The following is a 23,518-nucleotide window of genomic DNA, read 5'->3' as shown; positions in this document are numbered from 1 at the left end:
AACAATATCCAATGGTAAAAGTCACTTCTGTTTTCTTACTTATAATATGCTTTCAATTTTCTTATGCGCAAGAAGATGGTGATTTTGTAGAGTTTTTTGAAGATGGGAAGTTAAAGACGGAAGGGCAATATAAAAATAAAAAAAAGGATGGTGAATGGAGAACATATCATCCTAATGGGCAATTGGCAGAAGTCTTTACTTATACTGATGGCAAGCGGGATAGAGAATATACAGCTTTTTTATCGATGGCAAAGTGAGTTGGGAAACCAAGAAGATCAACAATGAATACATTACAAAAGGGTATTATGAAAGTGGATCTCTATTTTATGAAAGTGCTTTAAACGACGGATTCTATAAGGAGTATCTCGAAAGCGGTGAATTAAAAATAGAATCAAATTTTGTCAATGGAGAGCTTTTTGGGGTTTGGAAGCAATATTATGACAATGGAGAATTGCAGTGGTCCGTTCAATACAAAAATGGTTATAGAGATGGTGTTTATCAGAATTTATACACCAATGGACAATTGAAATTGGAAGGCAGCTTGCGGAAAGATAAAAAGGACGGTACAGAAAAAAGATATCTGGAAAACGGACAATTGGTGTGGTCTGGGAATTATAAAGAAGGTAAGCTTCACAAAAACTGGGTGCAATATGATGCTTCTGGGAAAGTGATGGCCAGACTGAAGTTTGACAATGGAAGGGCCTTGACTTCTGATTCTGATACGTTATTGACACCAACGATAGTTCCAGAGGGTGCGATAGAAAAGGTTCCGGTTTATCCTGGGTGTGAAGACAAGTATTCAAATAAAGAACGGAGAAGATGCATGAGTGATAAGATTTCACAATTTGTAGGTGCGAAGTTTAACCCAAATGTAGCCCTTGGATTGGGTTTGAACCAAAGTCAGCGTATCCTGGTAATGTTCAAAATAAACAAGGAAGGAAAAGCAGTGGATATTCAAGCCAGAGGAACCCATCCTGTTCTGGAGAAAGAAGCCATTTGGGTGATTGAACTTTTGCCTAAAATGCAATCCGGTATTCAGCGAGGCAAACCTGTAGTGGTGCCATATTCATTACCTATCCTGTTCAATGTGCGGGAAAATAAACCTAAAAAATGACAGTTTTAACTTAATCCAATTAATATGAACTTAATTATAAGAGTATTGCTTACGGCTATTGCTGTGGTGGTATTGGCAAAGTTTCTTCCAGGAGTGGAAGTTGCCGGATTTACTTCAGCTATAATATTGGCTATCTTACTAGGAATTCTCAATGCTATTTTAAAGCCGATCTTGGTAATCTTAACCTTGCCAATTACTATTTTGACCTTAGGGTTGTTTCTGTTGGTCATTAATGCTTGCATCATCCTATTGGCAGATGAATTTATGGGTGGTTTTGAAGTCGATGGATTTTGGATTGCACTCCTATTTAGTGTGCTTTTATCGTTTCTGCAATCCGTACTTTATTCACTGTTAGACAAAGACAAAAAATAGCTTATAAATCAAGTGTTTAAAAACTTTGTTCAGATTTAAATAATTTGTACTTTTGCGTCCCGATTTTCTGCTAGTTCAACAAGCATTTTGCGGTCTTTTTTTAAGAAAAAACTAAGCTTAAATTGAACTGACTTTACTTTTTAGAAGGTTTTTGGCAGAATTAAAATCACTAAAAATAATATGCCATCTGGCTTTATTAATTATAATATGAATATTACAAGAGAAAACATTGACGCATTAAATGCTGTTTTAAAAGTAGATATCGCTAAGGAAGACTATAGCGCAAAGGTAGAGAAAATTCTTGCGGATTATCGTAAGTCGGCCAACATCCCAGGGTTTAGAAAAGGCCGTGTGCCAATGACACTGGTGAAAAAGCAGTATGGGAAAGCCGTTTTGGTTGATGAGGTCAATAAGCTTTTGCAGGATGCTCTCAACAAGTATTTGACTGAGGAGAAATTGGATGTTTTAGGTAATCCATTGCCAAAAGCACAAGATGATTTGGACTGGGATGCTGATTCTTTCACATTTGAGTTTGAGTTGGGTCTCGCACCAGAATTTGAAGTAGAGCTCAAGAGCAAAAAGCCAATCACGCATTACAGTATTGTTGCTGATGATAAAATGATTGACAGCCAAGTGGAGCATATCCGTAAACAATATGGCAAGTTGGTTTCTCAGGAGACGGTTACAAACGACTCAGAGATTGTAGGTGTTTTTGTGAATGAAGAAAAGGAAATCAACAATAAAGCGACGCTTACTTTAGATAAGATAAAAAGCAAAGCTGCCGAAAAAGCATTGGTTGGTGCTAAAGTTGGTGATGTTGTCACTTTAAAGACCAAAGGCTTATTTAATGACGGTCATGATTTGATGAGCTTTTTAAAGGTATCTCATGATGATGCCCATGATTTGGACATTGAAGTCACCTTCACCGTTCAAGAAATCAACACCAGAGAATTGGCTGATCTGGATCAAGAGTTATTTGATAAGTTGTTCGGTAAAGATGTGGTCACATCAGTTACTGAATTGAAAGCTAAGATCAAGGAAGATTCGGAAAAACAATTCGGACAACAAGGCGATCAAAAATTCATGAATGATGTCACTGAATATTTGGTGGAAAACACAAAATTTGACCTTCCGGCAGCGTTCTTGCAAAAATGGATGCAGACCGCTGGTGAAGATCCAATGGACGCTGATCAGGCTAAAGAAGAATATGAAAATTCTGAAAAAAGCATGCGCTACCAATTAATTGAAGGTAAATTAATTGAAAAATATAACTTGCAGGTTACGTTTGATGACTTGAAGGATTTTGCCAAGAAAATGATCAAGGTGCAAATGGCACAATTTGGCCAAATGGATCCTCAAGATAAAGAGTTAGAGGATATTGCGGCTCGTATTTTATCCAATAAAGAGGAGGTAAGACGTTTGTCAGAACAATTAATGAGTCAAAAACTGCTGGAACTTTACAAAAAAGAAGCTAACCTTAAGGTTAAGGAAATTACTTATGATGATTTTGTAAAAGAGTTTTACAGCTAATAATTATAATTAAATCGTTATCTTTAGAGCGTAAAACTGATAGGTTTTACGCTTTTTTTTGACACTGTAATGGTCATACAATTTTCCCACTGAAGTTGGGGCTATACGAATTTAAGAACTAAATACTATTTATGGATTACGGAAAAGAATTTGAGAAATTCGCAATAAAAGATCAAGGTATCAGCAGTACCTATTACAATCAAATTATGAACAGTATGTATCCTGTTGGTTTGACGCCGAACATTATTGAAGAACGTCAGATGAATGCGGTTGCGATGGATGTGTTTTCAAGATTGATGATGGATCGTATTATTTTTATGGGGACGGCCATTAATGACCAGGTCGCGAATATCATTCAAGCACAATTATTGTTTTTGGAAAGTACCGATGCAGCCAAGGACATACAAATATATATCAATTCTCCCGGCGGAAGTGTATATGCCGGACTTGGTATTTACGATACCATGCAGCTCATCAAACCCGATGTGGCAACCATATGCACAGGAATGGCCGCTTCAATGGGAGCCGTTTTGTTATGTGCAGGAGAAAAAGGTAAACGCAGTGGATTGACGCATTCTCGTGTTATGATCCACCAACCGTTAGGAGGGGCTCAAGGTCAGGCCAGTGATATTGAAATCACGGCGAGAGAGATTGTAACCTTAAAGGAGGAGCTCTATAAAATCATTAGTAAACATACCGGTCAGGATTATGAAAAGGTATATGAGGATAGTGATAGAGATTACTGGATGAAAGCAGAAAAAGCCAAGGAGTATGGCATGATTGATGAGGTTTTATCTAGTTCGAAGAAAATATAATTACACACTTATCAATAGCGATAAAAGTGTATTTTGAATAAATGAAGAATTAAAAGAGTTATGGCAAAGGAAGATTTAGAATGTTCGTTTTGTGGTAGGAAAAAGCCAGAAACCAATTTGTTGATTGCAGGTTTGGATGCCCATATCTGTGACAGGTGTATTGAACAGGCCCACGGAATCGTTTTGGAAGAGTCAAAACAAAGTGGGAATGCGGAGTTGTCGTCAGAATTGATGCTTAAAAAACCTAAGCAAATTAAAGAGTTTCTTGATGAATATATTATTGGTCAAGAATACACCAAAAAAGTGATGTCAGTGGCGGTTTATAACCATTATAAGAGGTTGTTGCAGCCGGCAAACAAGGATGAAATTGAAATTCAGAAAAGCAATATCATCATGGTTGGACAAACTGGAACCGGAAAGACTTTAATGGCAAAGACCATTGCGAAAATGCTCAATGTGCCCCTGGCAATTGTGGATGCTACGGTATTGACCGAAGCCGGTTATGTTGGTGAAGATGTTGAAAGTATTTTGACGCGTCTGTTGCAGGTTGCAGATTACAACCTTGAAAAAGCAGAAAAAGGTATCGTGTTTATTGACGAAATTGATAAGATTGCCCGCAAAAGTGATAACCCATCAATTACCCGAGACGTTTCTGGAGAAGGCGTACAGCAAGCTTTACTGAAGTTGTTGGAAGGCACTACTGTAAACGTTCCGCCAAAAGGTGGGCGAAAGCATCCTGATCAAAAATTCATAGAAGTCAACACAGAACATATTTTGTTTATTGCTGGTGGTGCTTTTGATGGTATTGAGCGTATTATTTCAAAACGTCTCAATATGGCAGCTATTGGTTATAAAGCCGCCTCTCAAGATGATGTCATAGATAGTGACAATCTATTGCAATATATTGTCCCAAAGGATTTGAAGGATTTTGGCCTTATTCCAGAAATTATTGGTCGTTTACCGGTCTTAAGTTATATGGACCCTTTAGATGCCGAAACCTTGAGAGCAATCTTGACGCAACCAAAAAATGCCATTATCAAACAATATAAAAAGCTGTTTGAAATGGATGACATAAAATTCAGTATTACAGACGGAGCTTTGGATTTCATCGTTTCAAAGGCTATTGAATACAAGTTGGGAGCGAGAGGATTAAGATCGCTATGTGAAGAGATTTTAACGGATGCCATGTATGAATTGCCAAGTAGCAAAGAGAAAAAACTTCATGTTACCAAAGACTACGCAGAGGATAAGTTGGATAAATCGACTTTAAAGCGATTGAAAGCAGTTTCTTAAAATCGGAGATTAGATCAAAATAACAAAACCACTCTTTTCAGGGTGGTTTTTTTATTTTTTGGATTTAAAAATTAATATTGCAGGAGCAATGCTTTTGGATTTATTTTCAATAAGAATCTATTGATTGTACCTCTTTTGAGTCGGTTTCAATCTCAATGTTATCCTCTCTAATGATTACTGCGGTGTAAATATAATGGCATAATTGTAAGATAAAAATTACAATATTAGTTTTTAGATAAAGCCTTCTTTATTCTCGTTATAAAAACACTAAATGCTATTATCTAGGATGAACTACAGCTGTAGATTCAATTTTAGCAGCGCATCCATATAATGACGTGTATTGGAAAGTCTGGGTACTTTATGTTGGCCACCTAATTTATCCTGTTGTTTTAACCAATCATAGAATAATTGCTGTCTTGCAATATTAATTTTAGGACTATTAAGCGTGATGTTGTTGTATCGCTTTGCTTCATAATCGGAGTTTAATGATTTTAAGGTGTTGTCCAGAAGTTCGTTAAAGTAATTGATGTCTTGTGGAGGGGTTTTGAACTCGATGAGCCATTCATGGGCCCCCTTCTCCTTGCCACTCATAAAAATTGGAGCTGCAGTATAATCAACAATTTGCGATTTGGTTTCTCTGCATACTTTTTTTAAGGCATCCTCGGCATTTTCAATGATCAGTTCTTCGCCAAAAACATTGATATGATGTTTGGTTCGGCCGCTAACTTTAATACGATAAGGTCGTAAACAGGTAAAACGTATAGTATCTCCAATCATATAGCGCCAAAGTCCCGCATTGGTAGTGATGACCACTGCATAGTTTTTGTTGATTTCAACTTCAGCCAATGGAATGATTCGCTGTTCTGGTGTACCATAGGCATCCATGGGGATAAATTCATAAAAAATCCCATAATCCAACATGAGTAAGAGTTCGCTTGAGTTGTTCTGATCTTGTATGGCAAAAAATCCTTCAGATGCATTATAGATTTCGTAATACCGAAAATCTTTTCTTGGTAAAATCGCTTTATATTGGTCAACATAGGGGAGAAAGCTTACTCCTCCGTGGAAATACACCTCCAAATTAGGCCAAATATCAAAAATGCTCTGTTTGTTTGTGGTTTCTAAAACATTGTTTAGGAGGACTAGCATCCAAGATGGGACACCTGCAAGACTGGTCACATTTTCGTTAATGGTCTCATTGACGATAGCTTGCATTTTATATTCCCAGTCATTCATCAAGGATACTTTGCTGCTTGGTGTACTGCTAAATTCCGCCCAAAATGGCATATTGTCTATTAAAATGGCAGACAAATCGCCAAAAACGGTCCCGTTCTCTTTATAAAGTTCTTTACTGCCTCCTAATCTTAGGCTCTTCCCCGTAAATAATTGTGAATTCTCATTATTGTTGAGGTACATGCACAACAGGTCCTTGCTGGCTGCGTAGTGGCACTCTTCCAGGGATTCATTGCTTACGGGTATAAATTTACTTTTGGCATTAGTGGTTCCGCTCGATTTGGCAAACCATTTTATGGGTGATGGCCAGAAAATATTGTTTTCGCCCATTCGGGCTCTTTCAATATTGGCTTGATACTCTTCATAAGTCGTAACTGGAACTCTTTCCGCAAAGGTCTGATAATTTGTTATGCTCGCAAAATCAAAGCGCTTGCCAATTTCAGTATCCTTTGCTGTAATGAGCAAGTCCTGAAGTAATTCATTCTGTACTTCGTTAGGGTATTTCAAGAACAATTCAATTTGATGGAATCGCTTTTTTAAAAACCATGAAGCAATTGAATTAACTAATGGGATTGGCATATTTATAGTATCTTTAAAGACTAAAAATAACACTTTTTTTAAATTAATTCTTCTAAATAAAAATTTTAAATAAATGACATATCAAGGGGTTTTGACCAAAATGGAAACGGAGTTTTCCCATCCTATTCAATACTATCTTGTTTTTGATAATGACTTTATCAATGTGAATCAGTTACTGGATAAGACGATTGCGATTCAATTTGTAGGCTACCAATGTCTCAACTGCTCGCTCAACAAGCCAATTTACAGACAAGGGTTTTGTAAAAGCTGTTTTTTTTATATCCCTCAAGCTGCGGATTGGATCATGAAACCTGAATTGAGTACAGCGCATTTAGACATAGAGGATCGTGATTTAGAATATGAGAAGCAGGTGCAATTGAGGCCTCATATTGTGTATTTGGCAAATTCCAGTAATGTCAAGGTAGGCGTGACCAGAAAGTCTCAAGTACCCACACGCTGGATTGATCAAGGCGCACACGAAGCGATTGAAATAGTTGAAGTGCCCAATAGATATTTGGCGGGGATTACAGAGGTGGCCCTTAAAGATTATGTGGGTGATAAGACCAATTGGCGAACCATGTTGAAAAATGATATCGTAGATGAAGACTTGGTAGAGTGGCGTGATCGATTAAGGCAATACATTCCTGCCGAAGCTCAAGAATACTATATAGCCAACAATAAGGAAACCAATATTGAGTTTCCGGTATTGCAATATCCTGAGAAGCCGAAAAGTCTGAATTTGGATAAAACACCAAATTATCAGGGTGTTCTAAAAGGTATCAAAGGGCAGTACCTCATATTTGAAGACCAAACGGTTTTTAATATTCGTAGTAGCGAAGGGTATATTGTTGCTCTATCAATCACTTAAACAGTGTTCTTAACATTAATTTACAACTTGATATTTTTTCGCCACTGCAAAATATCGTAATTTAAGAGTATGAAGGTTGTTGCTAGGAATTTCTTTTTATAGCGGCTTCCTATATGTGAATCTTAAATATAGAATCATGAAAATTCCAGTTATGTTTTATGTGGCAATCACCACCCTATTGTTGGTAACTTTGACCATCATGGTGGCTATGGACATGCCGTTTAATTGGGTGTTTTATCTCACTTGCTTGGGGCAGGTTCTTGTTGTTGTGATGACCTATAAAGTGTTGAAAGATAAGTATGTAACGGATAAGACTTTTGAAGATTTTTACGAAGATCATCCCATTGGAAAACAAAAAATCACGTCATGAAAGTATAACGTGATTTTTTAATTTCATTCTAACAAAAACCTACATGTTTTCCTGATCTCTTAAATGTTGGATATAAGCTGCCTTTTGCATTTGTCTTCTCTTTCTGACAGATGGTTTGGTGAAGTACTGATTTTCTCTCAAAGTCTGCATAACCTTGACATTTCTGTGCTTACGCTTATAACGCTTAATAGCGCGTTCAATATTTTCACCTTCTTTAATTTCGATTCTTAACATATATAGTTTTTATAGTATTGAGTATTTAGGTCTATCCTAAATAAGTTTTTAAAATTCTGCTTTTTGACGTGTGCTTTAATCGTTTGATTCCTTTTTCACGTATCTGACGTACACGCTCTCTGGTTAAATCAAAGGTCTTGCCAATTTCGTCCAAGGTCATTGGTGGCTGATTGCTCAAACCAAAATTCAATCGGATGACGTCACTTTCTCTTTGCGAAAGTGTATTTAGCGCCCTATCAATTTCCAAACTTAAAGACTCCGTCATTAAAAGTCGGTCCGGTCGTGGAGAATCGTCGGAAGAAACAACATCGTATAAACTTGATGTTTCTCCTTCTCTTAAAGGTGCATCCATTGAAACATGACGTCCTGAAATTTTCATGGACTGTTTCACATCCTTGATAGTCAGATCTAGTTCCGTGGCGATTTCTTCAGCACTTGGTGGTCGCTCATGTGCTTGCTCCAAAAACGAATAGGCTTTATTGATCTTATTGATCGAACCAATTTTGTTCAAAGGTAATCTAACTATTCGAGATTGTTCTGCTAAAGCTTGAAGAATTGCTTGTCTAATCCACCAAACAGCATAAGAAATAAATTTGAAACCCCTGGTTTCGTCAAAACGTTTTGCAGCTTTGACCAATCCGGCGTTACCTTCATTGATTAAATCAGGTAAGGTCAAGCCTTGATTTTGATATTGTTTAGCGACAGATACAACAAAACGAAGGTTGGCCGTTGTAAGCTTGTCCAAAGCTTCCTGATCTCCCTCTCTAATACGTTGCGCCAATTCCACTTCTTCATCTGCTGTAATCAAGGGCAGTTTACTAATATCTTGTAGATATTTATCAAGGGATTTGGATTCTCTGTTCGTAACCTGCTTTGTAATTTTTAATTGCCTCATGTAATCTCTTTTGTTTTAATGAACGTTAACCCTACAGTATAACTAATTAAACGACAAAAGCAAGCACTCTCACATTACTTTAACATAATTCGGTGATTTTTTTTAAATTAGAGGTTATTTTAGCCTTAAATCAGGTAAATACCTCATTTTCAAAATTTTTAGCTGAGTTTCCCTCTATTTTAATTGACCGTGTCTTTCTTCTTGTTTTGGGATTTGAAAAGATCCTTAAGTGTGTTTTTTATTGTTTCACTACTATTTTTGGTGCTATCTTTTTTTGTTGGAGGGGTTTGGGTATTGGTTGGAGGGGTTTGACTAACCGTAGAATCTTTGGTTGTAGTATTTTCTGGATTCTGATTCGTGCTGCCTCCTAAAACGCCTCCTAGTAAATCTTTTATTTTATCTGTCCCTTTTCCAATTAACTTTTGTTTTTCAATCTCGATCAGTTGTTTGGTTAAATTGGCCACCCCACTAGTTAGATCCGTAGATACTTTTGGATTAGTAAAGGTCCCAGAAATGTTCGCAGTAACTGGGATGGTGATTTTATTTACTTCGTTATCGTTGATTTTTCCAATAAGACGGTTCACGTCACTTCCTAAATATTTTGCGGGCACATTAAAAACGGCATCATAAGTCATCGTTTTATCAAAACCGTGAGCCCCTGAAACAGTAATACCAATATCGTGATATGCTAAATCGAAAGGCTTGATATTTACTTTGCCGTTCGAAAAATCTAAGTTGATCTTTAAATCGCGCAGATCCAGTTTGCTGAAATCTATAAAATTTAGCGCGCCTTCCAATTTTGATAATAACGGACTCGCATTTTCATCAATGTCTGTAGTTAGTAGCTCTGAAAAAGCACTTCCGGAGATGGTATTTAAATTTGGTGAAAACTCTTTATCAAGAGTACCCGATATTTTAATGCTACTATTGAGTTTGCCTTGAAGAACTTTGGCTATTGGGGCCAAGTTTTGTAATAATTCTAAATCGCTGAACGACTTGGCTATGTCAAAATTACTAGCGTCCAAATTTAAATTAAATGATGGTGTATCAGCTTTGGTGCTGACATCTCCTGAAAGTGAAAGGATTCCATCAAAAATACTTGAGCTCAGATTGTTGATGGTGGCTTGCTGATCTTTTATGGTCAAAACGCCTTTTACATTTTTTAAATTGAGGTTGTCATAAATAACGGTGTTGGCATTTGCTGTAACAGTGCATTCCAAAAATTTGGGAATTTTCAATCCTTCCGATGTAGATGCCGATTTGTTAGACGTTGCCGCTGTAGTGGTTTCGGTTTCCTCACTCATAAAATCGTTCAATGCCAAAGTATTTGAACTGAGGTTGAAATTTCCTTTTAAGTTGACCTTCTTGCTCAGCATAAATCCAATTAAATTGTTAATTGTTCCCGTTGCAGAAAAATCACTTTTCCCTGTTTTCGCATTGAAACTGTTTAGGGTTACTGTGGAAGGATTAAATGTCATTTCAGCTTTTGAAATATGTAGCGGTTGGTTCATGGCTTCTGAAGTAAACACCAAGTCGCTGATAGACGCATTTCCAGAAGCCTTAATTCTGTCATAGGCGCTGGTTTCGATGGCGTTCATGTCAAAAGCAGTGTTCAATTTGGCTTTAAGAATCCCGCTCAACTCATTTTCAAGTTCTATTGGGTAGGCCTTGGAAAGGTTTGCTAAATTTAAGGTGCCGTCTACATCTGCGGATACCTGCATATTTCCAGTAAGGTTTTTAATCAATGCTGAGGATCTGAACACATCACTATCAATTTTAAAGTTCAGGGTGTTGATGGCAACATAAGTGTCATCTGCATTTCCAGTGTCATTTTTGATTTCGGTGTCGATTATAATGTTTTCAACGCGCTTTGGTAAGTTTGGATATTTGAATGACGCATTGTCCGATTTGATGCTAATATCCAAGGTAGGGATGGTGGTTTCTGTTACTTTCCCTTTGATGATGCCATTGATCTTGAAATTCCCTGTAGTCTCAACATTATCTAAATTCTTAGAATAGGCTTCAGGAATCACCGCTAAGAAATCTTTAAACGAAGAGCCTGTATTTGTGAAGGATAGGTCGATGTTTTGACCTTCTTCTATAAGTTGAACAAATCCGTTAAACTCAATTGGCAATTGGTTGATGAGTGCTTTGTTTTCTTTAAAAGTATATTTTTGTGCGTTCAAGTCCATGTCTATTAATGCATCCAATTTGACAAGGTTATTACTCAAGTAATTGATGCTATCCATGGTTAAGCTCACTTTTGCCTCAGATTTTGTGTCTAATTCAGAGATGTCACCAGAGAACGTGCCTTTACCTGTATGGTTCAGTTCGGTCACATAAAATTGCATGTCGGCCGGAATATCAATATAAGTTAGTGCACTGTTTTTAATGCTGTACTCTTTGATGTCAAACGAGAAGCTAGAGGAGGTAGTGTCCTGCGGCGTCTCACTTTCCTTTGCAATATCATAATTAACGTTGCCAAAAGCATCCGTTTTCAAGGTCAATAATGCTTCGTTGACATTGATGGAGTTCACAACGATAGGTTCATCGGCCGATTTGAAAAGTTCTTTTATTGACATCGTGAAATTTATATTTTTTGCGGTCACGAAGGTCTCATCCTTAAAAGGTTCGAAGTTGGTGATGACCAAATCACTTACCTCCACATGGGCCTGTGGAAAACTTCTGAATAAGCTCAAATTGACATCACTAAACTCTACATTAGCGTTGAGGTTTTGATTAATAAAGTTTTTGACCATCCCTTTAATCTGCGACTGAAAAACAAAAGGTAAGGCAATCAATAGGATGATGAGGACTAATAAGGTAATGCCGGTGATTTTTAGAAATTTCTTCATTGAAAAATTTAGTTTATAATTTCACAAAGTGAAAAACAATAGTTTAGTATCTATATATACGCAAAGTTTGTTGCAAAAGCCGAGTAAATGTTAAAGTTTAATAAAACTTTAGCAATTTTTAGAGCGTGTCAATTCATTATTTCGATTAGGGTTGAACGTTTTTTAAAAATAAGGGAAAACCTACAGATAAAGATAGCTTAAGAAGAATAGCATTGCTCTCTTTTAAATTGTTTTTTTCAACAAAAATATCACATAAAATGATTTTGTTTTCTTTATTTTGGCATCCGATATGAATCAACCGCATAAAGTTTACATCGCACTTGGCAGCAATAAAGGCGACAGATTAAAATATCTGCAAGACGCTATTGACCTTATTTTTAAGCAGATTGGGAAGATCAATATTATTTCAAGAGTGTATAATACGCCGGCTTTGGGATTTGAAAAGGATGTGCTCGCTGAAAATTTTTATAATGCCTGCGTTTTTGTGGATACTCATTTTTCTGCTGAAGAAGTTATGGTCAAACTTTTGACTATTGAGACTGAACTTGGACGGACACGTGGCTTAACAGATATTTACGAATCCAGAACCATTGATTTGGACGTGATTTTTTATGATGACGACATCGTCACTTCGGAGCTCATTACGACCCCACACCCCCATATGCACAAACGTAAATTTGTGTTACAACCTTTATATGATATTGCTCCAAAAATGATGCACCCCAAATACGGAACTTCGGTGGGCGAACTTTTGGAAAAATGTGACGATAACAGCACGATTGAACCTATTAATATTTGGCTGAAAAATCCGATGAAGAAGTATGGTTTTGGCGACTTTAATTATATTGCTATTGAAGGGAATATTGGTGCTGGAAAAACAAGTTTGGCATATGAGATTGCGAATGATTTTAATGGGAAGTTGATATTGGAGCGTTTTGCGGATAATCCTTTCTTACCAAAGTTTTATGAAGAGCCCCAACGCTATGCTTTTACTTTGGAAATGTCATTTCTGGCCGATAGGTATCAGCAAATTAGTGATGATTTATCACAGTTGGATCTGTTCAAGGATTTTATGGTGAGCGATTATGACATTTATAAATCATTGATTTTTTCGAAAATAACCTTGCCGGAAGATGAATTTAGGCTTTATAGAAAGCTCTTTTATTTAATGTATAGAGATATTGCCAAACCTGATTTATATGTCTATTTGTACCAAAATACGACACGTTTGCAGGAGAACATCAAAAAGCGAGGTCGTGAGTATGAACAGAACATTCAAAACGATTATCTCGAAAAGATCAATACTGGCTATTTGGAGTTTTTGAAAAATCAGACTGAACTCAATGTCAAAATTATTGATATTTCAGATCGCGATTTTGTTGAAAATAGAGCAGATTATTTATGGGTTTTAGATGAGATTTGTAGAAAGACGGAAGTTTGAAGTGGGAAGCACGAGGCACGAAGCTATGAGGATAAAGTACAAATCAAGCATAAAATCGTTCAATTCAGCTCTCATGAGTTTATAGGCCTACCCTTGGCGTCTTTGCGCCTCTGCGAGCCATTAAACCTTTCTACTTCCCATCTTACTAAACACATCCCATACCACCAGGCCACAACTCACTGAGATATTCAGCGAATGTTTCGTCCCAAATTGTGGAATTTCCAAAATCAAATCACTTGCACTGACTACATTTTGTGCCACGCCTTTCACCTCATTGCCAAATACCAGTGCGTAGGTGGTTTGTGGTTGAGGAGCAAAGTCGTTTAACATGACCGAGTGCTCTGCTTGTTCAACAGAAGCAACAATAACATTTTCCGATTTGAGTTTCTGGATAACATCGAGCGTATTCTCAATATATTCCCAGTCCACAGTTTCTGTGCTTCCCAAAGCTGTTTTATGGATGTCCTTATGGGGCGGAGTTGCAGTAATACCACACAGGTAGATTTTTTCCACCAAAAAGGCATCCGAGGTTCTAAATACAGAGCCTATATTGTTTAAGCTTCTGATATTGTCCAAAACAATAATTATCGGTGTTTTTTCTGTCCTCTTAAATTCGTCAACGCTCAATCGGTCGAGCTCGCTGTTTTTTAGTTTTCTCATTGAAAATATGTTTTCATTCCCGCGATCCCGAAAGTTATCGGGAGGGGATCTTATAGTTTTATAAACCTGAGAGGTTTCAATAACGCGCCAATTCAACTGAAGATGCAAATCTCTTAAATTTCGCCACAAACCCACGAAAGTCATACAAATTGATCATAACGCTCCGCGTAACGTTGTGAAAACTCCGCGTAACTCTGCGAAATAACTATTCGAGAATTCTTCGTTCATTAATTGTAAATAACTTCTGCGCTCTCCGTTTTCCAAACCTTCAAATAATAAGTACCTTAGCAGTCCTGATATTCAGGTCAAAAATACCACTAAAAAACACAAATCCATTGGCAAAAAAAGTAAAAAAGGAAACTCCGTTAATGAAACAATACAATGCTATAAAAGCAAAGTATCCTGATGCCTTATTGCTTTTTAGGGTGGGCGATTTTTACGAAACCTTTGGACCCGATGCAGTGAAAGCTTCCAAAATATTGGATATTATTTTGACCAAGCGAGGTGCAGGAAGTGACAGTGAAACAGAGCTTGCTGGCTTTCCACACCATTCAATCAATACTTATTTGCCAAAATTGGTTAAAGCAGGTTGCCGTGTTGCCATATGCGATCAATTGGAAGATCCTAAGCAAACAAAAACAATTGTAAAGCGCGGCGTAACCGAATTGGTAACTCCGGGAGTAGCCTTGAATGATGATATCTTACATTCCAAATCCAATAACTTCTTGGCTGCGGTCTGCTTTGGTAAAAACTTGATTGGAGTTTCATTTTTGGATGTGTCCACAGGTGAGTTTCTGATATCGCAAGGAAATACTGAGTATGTAGACAAATTGCTTCAAAATTTCAACCCGAGTGAAGTTTTGGTTTCCAAACCAAAGCGCAATGTGTTCAAGGATACTTTTGGTCCGGACTTTCATACGTTTTATATGGAAGATTGGGTGTTTCAGGATGATTATGCCACGGAAACCTTGCTCAAGCACTTTCAAACAAAATACTTAAAGGGTTTTGGGATTGAGGAATTATATGAAGGTATCATTGCTTCAGGAGCTGTTCTGCACTATTTGAGCGAAACCCAACATCATAGATTGCAACATATCACCGCCATTCAGCGTATTACCAAAAATGACCATGTTTGGATGGATCGATTTACCATAAGAAACCTCGAACTCTATCAATCTTACAATCAAAATGCAGTGACCTTGATTGATGTGATTGATCGTACAATTTCACCTATGGGAGGTCGTCTCCTAAAGCGTTGGTTGGCGTTGCCACTTATTGATATGGAAAAAATCAATCAGCGTCATGAAGTGGTTCAATATCTTTTGGATGATGCTGTGAATCTTAAAAAAATACAGAATCAAATCAAATTCATCAATGATATTGAGCGGTTGATTTCAAAAGTGGCGACGGTTAAAATTTCTCCAAGAGAAGTCGTTCAGTTAAAAAATGCATTAGAGGCTATTGTGCCTATAAAAGCACTCACGCAAAAAACGGATAATAAAGCCTTGCAACATATAGGTGATAGTTTGGAGCTGTGTGAAGAGCTGCGCCAACGTATCAAAGCAACCTTAAATGAAGAGGCACCGGTTAATATTTTAAAAGGCAATACCATTTCGTCTGATTTCTCTTCAGAATTGAAAGAACTCAGATCCTTATCCACCTCCGGCAAAGATTATTTAGATGCGATGTTGCAACGTGAAAGTGAAATCACGGGGATTACATCACTCAAAATAGCCTCCAATAATGTATATGGTTATTATATAGAAGTGCGACACAGTCATCGCGATAAAGTGCCTGAGCATTGGATCAGGAAGCAGACCTTGGTGAATGCAGAACGATATATCACAGAAGAACTAAAAGAATACGAGACAAAAATCCTTGGAGCGGAAGAGCGGATTCTGGCTATTGAGCAGCAACTCTTTTCCGAATTGGTGTTGTGGATCGGGCAGTTTATAAAGCCTGTACAGAAAAATTCGGCCTTGATTGCGCAATTGGATTGTTTATGCGGATTTGCACAATTGGCTTTTGAAAATAAATACACCCGTCCAGAAATCAACGACTCTTTTGCTTTGGATATTAAAAATGGACGGCATCCTGTTATTGAAAAGCAATTGCCACACGGCGAGCCTTATATTGCCAACGATGTTTATTTAGATCGAGATAGACAACAAATCATCATGATTACCGGGCCGAATATGTCTGGTAAATCGGCCATATTGCGTCAAACGGCATTAATTGTCTTATTGGCACAAATGGGTAGCTTTGTACCTGCTGAGCATGCCAAGATTGGGTTGACCGATAAAATCTTTACACGCGTAGGGGCGAGTGATAACATCTCGATGGGCGAATCCACTTTTATGGTAGAGATGAATGAAACGGCTTCCATTCTGAACAATATCTCTGAGCGAAGTTTGGTTCTATTGGATGAAATAGGACGTGGTACAAGTACGTATGATGGTATATCCATCGCATGGGCCATTAGTGAGTATTTGCACGAGCATCCAAGTAAGGCCAAAACTCTATTTGCCACCCATTATCACGAGTTGAATGAAATGACTGAAACCTTTGCGCGCATCAAAAACTTCAACGTATCCGTTAAAGAATTAAAAAACAACGTGCTTTTCTTGAGAAAATTGGTTGAAGGCGGCAGTCAGCATAGTTTTGGAATCCATGTGGCTAAAATGGCTGGAATGCCGCAGCAAGTCATCCACCGTGCAAATAAGATTTTGAAGCAATTGGAAAAGTCGCACAGTAGCGAAGAGTTGACCGATAAGGTAAGAACCCTTGAAAACGACATGCAATTGAGCTTTTTTAATTTGGATGATCCTTTGTTGGAACAGATTAAAGAAGAAATTGTCAATATTGATATTGACGTTTTGACCCCAATTGAGGCGCTCATGAAATTGAATGAAATTAAGCGTATGTTGTTGAAAAAGAAACGCGCATAAAAAAAACGTCATTTTTTGTTGAAAAGGCTTTGCAATTCTAAGAAATGTATTAAATTTGCCCTCGCAATCCGATAGACGTCGGATGATGTTCTTATATTTAATTGAAATAACGCGAAAATAGCTCAGTTGGTAGAGCGCCACCTTGCCAAGGTGGAGGTCGCGGGTTCGAATCCCGTTTTTCGCTCCATAAAAAAGCAAGAGTATGAATTCCGCAGCCGCGGAAGGTTGTTTTAAAGCAATGAATACTTTGTGAATTTGCTCAAGTGGTGGAATCGGTAGACACGCCGGACTTAAAATCCTGTGTCCATTAGGACGTGCGGGTTCAAGTCCCGCCTTGAGTACTAAGCCCTGATAATCAAAAGATTGTCAGGGTTTTTTATTTCTGCTACGAAATAAAAAAGACCCACCAAATTGATGAGTCTCTATTAATTTATTCCAACAAGGCATTAATTTAGTTATCGTCACCAACAACTTCTTTTGCAGCGCTATCCACAGCTTTGCCTGCTTCTTTAACTTCCTTGGCAGCATTGTCAATGGCTTTTCCAGCCTTTTCTAAGGCACCTTCGGCTTGGTCAGTTTCCTTTTCTATAATGATTACTGAATCATCTGATTTTTTGTCTGTATCTCTACATGATGTCAATGAGAAACCTAAGGCAAGTACCAAGGCAGAACTTAATAGTAATTTTTTCATTATAAATGTTTTAGTGTTAATTTAAGACTCGAATTTAGGTAACTTAAGGGTGATCTCCATAAAATTGTGAATTATTTTTTAGATATTGACCGATATCGATAGTTTATTTACGGATATAGCTCATGATTTGGAACACTGCCCCTTTATTACTGGCAATGAAGTTGCTGTTCAAATCACCGAGTGCTATTCTTTCTTCAGAATTTTTAAGCAATCGATTGAGCGAAGCCTGAAGTTCCTCCTTGTTTTTTATGCTTAAGACCCCGCCATTTGCTATCATTTGAAAGGCTTCTGGGAATTTTTTATAATTTTTTCCAATGATTATAGGAACGCCAAATACCGCTGGTTCCAATATATTATGAAGCCCAGTATTTCCCATGGCCCCACCAACGTAGGCAATATCGGCATAACTGTAGATCTTGCTTAAAAGACCTATGGTATCGACAATGAATACTTCAAACTCCGAAAGGATTTTATCGTCTTTTTCTGAAAACAAAACGCTTTTTTTATTAAGCTGATTGGCAAAATGGGCCATCTGATTGCTTTTGATATTATGGGGCGCGATGATAAATTTGACGCTATCTGATGGAAAGGAATTTATATAGGCTATAAACATTGCTTCATCTTCAGGCCATGAGCTTCCTACAACAATACATAGCTTGCCATCAACGAAATCTTCTATAAACAGGAGTGCATTGTCCTGTAGCAATTGATCCGAAACGCGGTCATAGCGCGTATCTCCGGCTACGGTCACATTGTCGAAATGGTTCGAACTTAATAAACGTTTTGAGCTTTCATCTTGGACAAAAATATGTTCAAATGTTCTTAAGGCGTCTCGCATCATACCGCCATAAAATTTGAAATAAGATTGTTCTTTTCGGAAAACGGCAGAAATCAAGATGGCCCTCAAGCCTTGTTTTTTTAATTCGTTGAGGTAATTTGGCCAAATCTCATATTTCACAAAGATGGTCAGCTCCGGATGGACAAGTTTTACAAAACGTTTTGCATTGCTCTTTGTATCCATAGGAAGATAAACCACCACATTTGCAATTTCAGTGTTTTTTCTTATCTCATATCCTGAAGGGGAGAAGAAGGTCAACACGATTTTGTGATGTGGGTTTTCTGCCCTTAATTGCTTGAAAATGGGCAGGCCTTGCTCATATTCGCCTAAAGATGCACAATGGAACCAAAAGGTTTGGTCATGTTTGGATAGATGTCCTTCTAAGATTTTGAAGGTTTTAGAACGACCGTCGACGCCTAATTTGATTTTGTTATTAAAGAAAGCGAAAATTTTGAGAATAATTCCGGCGATGTAAAGTGTTATGTTGTAAAGTGGTTTCAAGAAGAATGATTTGCGCTAAAATACATTTCTTTCTATTAGGTTGCTTTAAAATCATAACGGAAATTTCGAAGTGCTTTGCATACAACAACCCAATTTGTGCATCAAAAATCAAATTAAACCTTTAGGAATGATTGGTATAAGCAGCACAATTTCGTAATTTCGCTACCTAATTAAACCTAAAAGTTTTAAACTATTCATTCTACATATAACGCGATGAAAAAAATACAAATGGTTGATCTTAAAGGTCAATATCAGAAAATTAAAGACGTTGTTGATGCGTCTATTGCTGAAGTTCTTGACACTACGGCTTATATCAATGGACCGCAAGTACATCAATTTCAGAAGAATTTGGAAGACTATCTTGATGTGAAGCACGTCATCCCATGTGCCAACGGTACAGATGCCCTACAGATTGCCATGATGGGGCTGGATTTAAAACCGGGAGATGAGGTGATTACCGCCGATTTCACTTTTGCCGCAACTGTTGAGGTCATTGCCCTGTTGCAATTAACCCCAGTTTTGGTGGATGTTGATCCAAAGACTTTTAATATCGATATTGAAGCCATTAAAAAAGCGATCACACCAAATACAAAAGCAATCGTTCCGGTGCATTTATTTGGACAGTGTGCCAATATGGAAGCTATTATGGAAATTGCCAAAGAACACAACTTATATGTTATAGAAGATAACGCACAAGCCATCGGAGCAACGTATACCTATAGTGATGGAAGAAAAGCTAAAGTTGGCACTATCGGCCACGTGGCATCTACGTCATTCTTCCCTTCTAAAAACTTAGGCTGTTATGGTGATGGTGGTGCTATTTTCACCAACGATGATGACTTGGCACATAAGCTAAGGGGGATTGTGAACCACGGGATGTATGAGCGTTACCATCACGATGTGGTTGGTGTTAATTCGCGTTTGGATTCCATCCAAGCTGCTGTTTTAAATTCAAAATTGGAACATTTGGACACCTATAATGCTGCACGATTAAAGGCCGCCAATGCTTACGATAAAGCATTTGAAGGCCATAGGAATATTGTCACACCTTTTAGGGAAGGCACTGAAGACAACCACGTTTTCCATCAATACACCTTAAAGGTAAAAGATACCAATCGGGATGCTTTGGTAAAACACTTAAATGACAAGGGCATTCCTTGTGGCGTGTATTATCCAATTCCATTACACCTCCAAAAAGCGTATAAAGATTCAAGATATAAGGAAGAAGATTTTGTAGTCACCAATCAATTGGTAAAAGAAGTCATCTCTTTGCCAATGCACACCGAATTGGATGCCGAACAAATTGAATTCATAACATCTACCGTTATTAATTTTGTAAATTCAAATTCATAAATGAAAAAGGTTTTAGTTACAGGAGGTTTAGGTTTTATCGGGTCGCATACCGTGGTGGAATTACAGGAAAGGGGTTTTGAGGTGGTCATTATTGATGATCTTTCCAACTCTTCAATTGATGTTTTGGCCGGAATAACTGCGATTACGGGTAAAGCCCCAGCGTTTGAGAAATTGGATTTGAAAGAAAAATCTAAGGTGGAAGCGTTTTTTGGGAAACATCAGGATATTGTTGGTGTCATCCATTTTGCGGCGAGTAAGGCTGTAGGGGAAAGTGTTGAAAAGCCGTTGTTATATTATGAAAACAACATCAACACCTTAGTGTATGTCCTTAAATCTTTACTGCATTTGCCAACCCAAAACTTTATTTTTAGTTCGTCCTGTACCGTTTATGGACAGGCAGACCAAATGCCAATTACCGAATCTGCGCCAATAAAAGCTGCAGAATCGCCTTATGGCAATACCAAGCAAATTGGTGAAGAAATTATCAAGGACACCTGCAAGGTCAACAGTACTTTAAATGCCATTGCATTACGCTATTTTAATCCGATAGGTGCCCATAGCAGTATCAAAATTGGCGAATTGCCGATTGGCGTTCCGCAGAACTTAGTACCATTTATCACCCAAACTGCGGCAGGATTGCGCAAGGAACTTTCCGTTTTTGGAGATGATTATCCAACACCAGATGGCACGTGTATCAGAGATTATATTCACGTGGTCGATTTGGCAAAGGCCCATGTGGTGGCTTTGGAAAGATTGATTGGAAAGAATAACACTTCAAATTATGAGATTTTTAATTTGGGAACAGGTAAAGGGAGCTCTGTTTTGGAAGTCATACAGTCTTTTGAAAAAGCCTCAGGTCAAAAATTAAATTTCAAGATTGCCCCAAGACGTGAAGGTGATGTCATTCAGGCCTATGCCGATACGACCAAAGCCAATGCCGAATTGGGCTGGAAAGCCGAAAGCAATTTGGACGATGCCTTGTTATCTGCCTGGAAATGGGAAAAACATCTCAGAAAAATATAAAACCATAAATATGAAAAAAGCACTTCTTTTTTGCAGCCTTTTAGTGAGTACACTATTACTTGGCCAAAACACGTATTTATATTGCGGAAAATTGATTGATACCAAGAATGGCAAAGTTTTGACCAATAAAACGATTGTTGTTTCAGGAAAGAAGATTATGGCTATTGAAGACGGATTTTCGACACCTAAATCTGCTGATGATGTAGTGATTGATTTAAGGTCAAAAACGGTTATGCCAGGACTGATTGATATGCACGTTCATATTGAAGGTGAAAGCAACCCTGCATCATATCTGCAGAAATATACGCTCAATGAAGCCGATATTGCTTTTAATGCCCAAAAGCTGGCTAATGTGACCTTGATGTCCGGCTTTACTACCGTAAGGGATTTGGGTGGTTCAGGTGTTAATGTGGCTTTAAGAAATGCTATCAACGCAGGTAAAGTTGACGGTCCAAGAATTTTTACTGCCGAAAAATCCTTGGCGACAACAGGAGGTCATGCTGATCCTACAAACGGTTCCAAAAGGGAATTAATGGGTGATCCTGGACCAAAAGAAGGCGTGGTCAATAGTGTTGAAGACGCCAAAAAGGCAGTACGTCAGCGTTATAAAAATGGCGCAGATTGGATAAAAATTACAGCCACAGGTGGTGTCTTGAGTGTTGCCAAAAGTGGACAGAATCCACAGTTTACCGTAGAAGAAATAAAAGCTATTTGTGATGCCGCAAAAGACTACGATATGAACGTCGCTGCCCATGCGCATGGCGATGAAGGCATGCAACGCGCTATACTTGGCGGGGTCAAAACCATTGAACACGGTACATTTATGAGTGATGAAACAATGGAACTCATGAAAAAACATGATGTGTATTTAGTGCCAACAATTATTGCTGGAAAATCAGTTACTGAAAAAGCCAAGATCCCTAATTATTATCCTGAAGTGATTGTTGGAAAGGCTTTGGATATTGGCCCAAGAATGCAGTCCATGTTTGCAAGAGCTTATAAAAAAGGCGTCGGAATTGGGTTTGGAACAGACGCTGGTGTTTTTGCCCATGGTGAAAATGCTAAAGAGTTTGGATATATGGTAGAAGCCGGAATGCCTCCTATAAAGGCACTACAGAGTGCTACAGTTACCAATGCCATGTTGTTGAAAATGGAAAACGAAATTGGACAATTAAAAGGAGGTTTTATAGCAGATATTATCGCCACAAATGAAGATCCAACCGAGCATATTGATACCATGACCAGTGTTGTGTTTGTGATGAAAGAAGGTAAAATATACAAAAAATAGCCATTTTGGCATTAAACATCTGCTAACCATCCATGGTTACGATTATTAATATGGCAATAATAGTGCTTGATAATTATTGGTGTCATAATTAACAGCTTGATAAACACTGTTTTAACAGGATTGGTTTGGATATTGCCCTATCAATTCGTTACTTTGTAGTTAATGTTCACTGAATAAATGATGAAATGAGCCTAAGAAATTCTATTAAATAGAATTGGAATGGCGAATGGATTTGACATTAAAAACAAAAGAAAATAACAAATGAAACTGTTTAGTATTAAAAGAGAAACAAAAGCTGAAGGACGATTTACACCAAAGATGGGAGCACTAGTAACAAAGGTTACTTACATTAAAAAGCAATTTTTAAGTATCCCTTACAAAACCCTTCATAAATATAGAGAAACCTATTATGGAGAAGTCAAGGATTGTGAAGATTGTAATTTAGCAAGGTAAAAAATTAATCATATTATAAAAAAGGCCTCAATAATTTGAGGCCACTGAAAAAGTCCCCTTAAAAATATTGGGGTAAAAAGAGATAAAAAGGAGTGTAAACCGTAGTGTTTTCACTCCTTTTTTCGTATCTTTTTTACTGATTAACAAACACTTGGATATGTTAT

General features: G+C 37.6%; 21 protein-coding genes and 2 tRNA genes. 16 read left to right on the top strand and 7 right to left on the bottom strand.

Annotation, left to right across the window (positions count from 1 at the left end; all coding sequences use genetic code 11):
- Positions 1-11 precede the first annotated feature (11 nt).
- The 6 genes from G6N06_RS15595 (at position 12) to clpX (ending at position 5,124) form a co-directional block, all read left to right on the top strand.
- Positions 12-257 carry a toxin-antitoxin system YwqK family antitoxin gene (locus G6N06_RS15595; protein ID WP_163517716.1) on the top strand — a complete coding sequence of 82 codons (246 nt, stop codon included), beginning with the start codon at positions 12-14 and terminating at the stop codon, positions 255-257.
- Positions 254-1,114 carry a hypothetical protein gene (locus tag G6N06_RS15590; protein ID WP_163517715.1) on the top strand — a complete coding sequence of 287 codons (861 nt, stop codon included), beginning with the start codon at positions 254-256 and terminating at the stop codon, positions 1,112-1,114. Before G6N06_RS15595 ends, G6N06_RS15590 begins: the two co-directional genes overlap by 4 nt.
- A gap of 24 nt (positions 1,115-1,138) precedes the next feature.
- Positions 1,139-1,486, top strand: a complete 348-nt coding sequence (locus tag G6N06_RS15585; RefSeq protein ID WP_163517714.1) for a phage holin family protein — start codon at positions 1,139-1,141, stop codon at positions 1,484-1,486.
- A 207-nt stretch (positions 1,487-1,693) separates the two neighbouring features.
- Entirely contained in the window at positions 1,694-3,016 is a 1,323-nt protein-coding gene (gene tig, locus G6N06_RS15580; protein WP_163517713.1) for a trigger factor, read from the top strand.
- A 131-nt stretch (positions 3,017-3,147) separates the two neighbouring features.
- Positions 3,148-3,831: an ATP-dependent Clp endopeptidase proteolytic subunit ClpP gene (gene clpP / locus G6N06_RS15575; RefSeq protein ID WP_163517712.1), complete on the top strand. Its 684-nt coding sequence runs from the start codon at positions 3,148-3,150 to the stop codon at positions 3,829-3,831.
- A gap of 60 nt (positions 3,832-3,891) precedes the next feature.
- Positions 3,892-5,124: an ATP-dependent Clp protease ATP-binding subunit ClpX gene (gene clpX, locus G6N06_RS15570; RefSeq protein WP_163517711.1), complete on the top strand. Its 1,233-nt coding sequence runs from the start codon at positions 3,892-3,894 to the stop codon at positions 5,122-5,124.
- Between the two features lie 291 nt (positions 5,125-5,415).
- On the opposite strand, the gene G6N06_RS15565 is transcribed toward clpX, so the two are convergent.
- Complete coding sequence (locus tag G6N06_RS15565; protein ID WP_163517710.1) at positions 5,416-6,936, bottom strand: GH3 auxin-responsive promoter family protein; 1,521 nt, start codon at positions 6,934-6,936, stop codon at positions 5,416-5,418.
- A gap of 73 nt (positions 6,937-7,009) precedes the next feature.
- Here G6N06_RS15565 and G6N06_RS15560 point away from each other — a divergent pair, with 73 nt between their 5' ends.
- Together G6N06_RS15560 and G6N06_RS15555 are read left to right on the top strand one after the other, a co-directional pair.
- Complete coding sequence (locus tag G6N06_RS15560; RefSeq protein WP_163517709.1) at positions 7,010-7,804, top strand: DUF2797 domain-containing protein; 795 nt, start codon at positions 7,010-7,012, stop codon at positions 7,802-7,804.
- A 136-nt stretch (positions 7,805-7,940) separates the two neighbouring features.
- On the top strand, positions 7,941-8,174 hold the full coding sequence (locus G6N06_RS15555; RefSeq protein WP_163517708.1) for a DUF2101 family protein: 234 nt from the start codon (positions 7,941-7,943) through the stop codon (positions 8,172-8,174).
- Between the two features lie 39 nt (positions 8,175-8,213).
- Here G6N06_RS15555 and rpsU read toward each other — a convergent pair whose 3' ends face one another.
- The 3 genes from rpsU to G6N06_RS15540 all read right to left on the bottom strand — a co-directional run bounded on the left by rpsU (position 8,214) and on the right by G6N06_RS15540 (position 12,158).
- Complete coding sequence (rpsU, locus tag G6N06_RS15550) at positions 8,214-8,408, bottom strand: 30S ribosomal protein S21 (RefSeq protein WP_163517707.1); 195 nt, start codon at positions 8,406-8,408, stop codon at positions 8,214-8,216.
- A gap of 31 nt (positions 8,409-8,439) precedes the next feature.
- The gene (locus tag G6N06_RS15545; RefSeq protein WP_163517706.1) at positions 8,440-9,303 is read right to left on the bottom strand and encodes a sigma-70 family RNA polymerase sigma factor; all 864 of its coding nucleotides are present in this window, start codon (positions 9,301-9,303) and stop codon (positions 8,440-8,442) included.
- A 179-nt stretch (positions 9,304-9,482) separates the two neighbouring features.
- Entirely contained in the window at positions 9,483-12,158 is a 2,676-nt protein-coding gene (locus G6N06_RS15540; protein ID WP_163517705.1) for an AsmA-like C-terminal region-containing protein, read from the bottom strand.
- 289 nt (positions 12,159-12,447) lie between these two features.
- On the opposite strand from G6N06_RS15540, the gene folK reads away from it, so the two are divergent.
- Positions 12,448-13,599 carry a 2-amino-4-hydroxy-6-hydroxymethyldihydropteridine diphosphokinase gene (gene folK / locus G6N06_RS15535; RefSeq protein ID WP_163517704.1) on the top strand — a complete coding sequence of 384 codons (1,152 nt, stop codon included), beginning with the start codon at positions 12,448-12,450 and terminating at the stop codon, positions 13,597-13,599.
- 120 nt (positions 13,600-13,719) lie between these two features.
- On the opposite strand, the gene G6N06_RS15530 is transcribed toward folK, so the two are convergent.
- On the bottom strand, positions 13,720-14,259 hold the full coding sequence (locus G6N06_RS15530) for an RNA methyltransferase (protein ID WP_163517703.1): 540 nt from the start codon (positions 14,257-14,259) through the stop codon (positions 13,720-13,722).
- Between the two features lie 335 nt (positions 14,260-14,594).
- Here G6N06_RS15530 and mutS point away from each other — a divergent pair, with 335 nt between their 5' ends.
- From mutS to G6N06_RS15515, 3 genes are all read left to right on the top strand, one after another.
- On the top strand, positions 14,595-17,207 hold the full coding sequence (mutS, locus tag G6N06_RS15525; protein ID WP_163517702.1) for a DNA mismatch repair protein MutS: 2,613 nt from the start codon (positions 14,595-14,597) through the stop codon (positions 17,205-17,207).
- Between the two features lie 111 nt (positions 17,208-17,318).
- Positions 17,319-17,394, top strand: a tRNA-Gly gene (locus G6N06_RS15520).
- A gap of 70 nt (positions 17,395-17,464) precedes the next feature.
- Positions 17,465-17,548 (top strand) — tRNA-Leu (locus tag G6N06_RS15515).
- A gap of 110 nt (positions 17,549-17,658) precedes the next feature.
- Here the strand turns inward: G6N06_RS15515 and G6N06_RS15510 are convergent.
- Positions 17,659-17,898: a hypothetical protein gene (locus tag G6N06_RS15510; protein ID WP_163517701.1), complete on the bottom strand. Its 240-nt coding sequence runs from the start codon at positions 17,896-17,898 to the stop codon at positions 17,659-17,661.
- 103 nt (positions 17,899-18,001) lie between these two features.
- Positions 18,002-19,237 (bottom strand): 3-deoxy-D-manno-octulosonic acid transferase, encoded by a 1,236-nt coding sequence (locus tag G6N06_RS15505; protein ID WP_163517700.1) that lies wholly within the window; start codon positions 19,235-19,237, stop codon positions 18,002-18,004.
- A 213-nt stretch (positions 19,238-19,450) separates the two neighbouring features.
- Between G6N06_RS15505 and G6N06_RS15500 the strand changes: the two genes are divergently transcribed.
- The 4 genes from G6N06_RS15500 to G6N06_RS19930 all read left to right on the top strand — a co-directional run bounded on the left by G6N06_RS15500 (position 19,451) and on the right by G6N06_RS19930 (position 23,354).
- Positions 19,451-20,590: a DegT/DnrJ/EryC1/StrS family aminotransferase gene (locus G6N06_RS15500; protein WP_163517699.1), complete on the top strand. Its 1,140-nt coding sequence runs from the start codon at positions 19,451-19,453 to the stop codon at positions 20,588-20,590.
- Positions 20,591-21,613 carry a UDP-glucose 4-epimerase GalE gene (gene galE / locus G6N06_RS15495; protein WP_163517698.1) on the top strand — a complete coding sequence of 341 codons (1,023 nt, stop codon included), beginning with the start codon at positions 20,591-20,593 and terminating at the stop codon, positions 21,611-21,613.
- A gap of 10 nt (positions 21,614-21,623) precedes the next feature.
- Positions 21,624-22,901, top strand: a complete 1,278-nt coding sequence (locus G6N06_RS15490; RefSeq protein WP_163517697.1) for a metal-dependent hydrolase family protein — start codon at positions 21,624-21,626, stop codon at positions 22,899-22,901.
- A gap of 261 nt (positions 22,902-23,162) precedes the next feature.
- Positions 23,163-23,354, top strand: a complete 192-nt coding sequence (locus tag G6N06_RS19930; RefSeq protein ID WP_240338084.1) for a hypothetical protein — start codon at positions 23,163-23,165, stop codon at positions 23,352-23,354.
- Positions 23,355-23,518: the final 164 nt, after the last annotated feature.

The sequence above is a fragment of the Gelidibacter japonicus genome, assembly GCF_010725055.1.
In the GTDB taxonomy this organism is placed as follows: Bacteria; Bacteroidota; Bacteroidia; order Flavobacteriales; family Flavobacteriaceae; genus Gelidibacter; species Gelidibacter japonicus.
The sequence above is the reverse complement of the archived record's forward strand: the minus strand, read 5'-3'. Positions and strand labels throughout refer to the sequence as shown.

Coding starts and splice junctions, on each gene's coding strand:
- G6N06_RS15595 (WP_163517716.1), top strand. CDS start 12: ATGGTAAAAGTCACTTCTGTTTTCTTACTTATAATATGCTTTCAATTT.
- G6N06_RS15585 (WP_163517714.1), top strand. CDS start 1,139: ATGAACTTAATTATAAGAGTATTGCTTACGGCTATTGCTGTGGTGGTA.
- tig (WP_163517713.1), top strand. CDS start 1,694: ATGAATATTACAAGAGAAAACATTGACGCATTAAATGCTGTTTTAAAA.
- clpP (WP_163517712.1), top strand. CDS start 3,148: ATGGATTACGGAAAAGAATTTGAGAAATTCGCAATAAAAGATCAAGGT.
- clpX (WP_163517711.1), top strand. CDS start 3,892: ATGGCAAAGGAAGATTTAGAATGTTCGTTTTGTGGTAGGAAAAAGCCA.
- G6N06_RS15565 (WP_163517710.1), bottom strand. CDS start 6,936: ATGCCAATCCCATTAGTTAATTCAATTGCTTCATGGTTTTTAAAAAAG.
- G6N06_RS15560 (WP_163517709.1), top strand. CDS start 7,010: ATGACATATCAAGGGGTTTTGACCAAAATGGAAACGGAGTTTTCCCAT.
- G6N06_RS15555 (WP_163517708.1), top strand. CDS start 7,941: ATGAAAATTCCAGTTATGTTTTATGTGGCAATCACCACCCTATTGTTG.
- rpsU (WP_163517707.1), bottom strand. CDS start 8,408: ATGTTAAGAATCGAAATTAAAGAAGGTGAAAATATTGAACGCGCTATT.
- G6N06_RS15545 (WP_163517706.1), bottom strand. CDS start 9,303: ATGAGGCAATTAAAAATTACAAAGCAGGTTACGAACAGAGAATCCAAA.
- G6N06_RS15540 (WP_163517705.1), bottom strand. CDS start 12,158: ATGAAGAAATTTCTAAAAATCACCGGCATTACCTTATTAGTCCTCATC.
- folK (WP_163517704.1), top strand. CDS start 12,448: ATGAATCAACCGCATAAAGTTTACATCGCACTTGGCAGCAATAAAGGC.
- G6N06_RS15530 (WP_163517703.1), bottom strand. CDS start 14,259: ATGAGAAAACTAAAAAACAGCGAGCTCGACCGATTGAGCGTTGACGAA.
- G6N06_RS15510 (WP_163517701.1), bottom strand. CDS start 17,898: ATGAAAAAATTACTATTAAGTTCTGCCTTGGTACTTGCCTTAGGTTTC.
- G6N06_RS15500 (WP_163517699.1), top strand. CDS start 19,451: ATGAAAAAAATACAAATGGTTGATCTTAAAGGTCAATATCAGAAAATT.
- galE (WP_163517698.1), top strand. CDS start 20,591: ATGAAAAAGGTTTTAGTTACAGGAGGTTTAGGTTTTATCGGGTCGCAT.
- G6N06_RS15490 (WP_163517697.1), top strand. CDS start 21,624: ATGAAAAAAGCACTTCTTTTTTGCAGCCTTTTAGTGAGTACACTATTA.
- G6N06_RS19930 (WP_240338084.1), top strand. CDS start 23,163: ATGAAACTGTTTAGTATTAAAAGAGAAACAAAAGCTGAAGGACGATTT.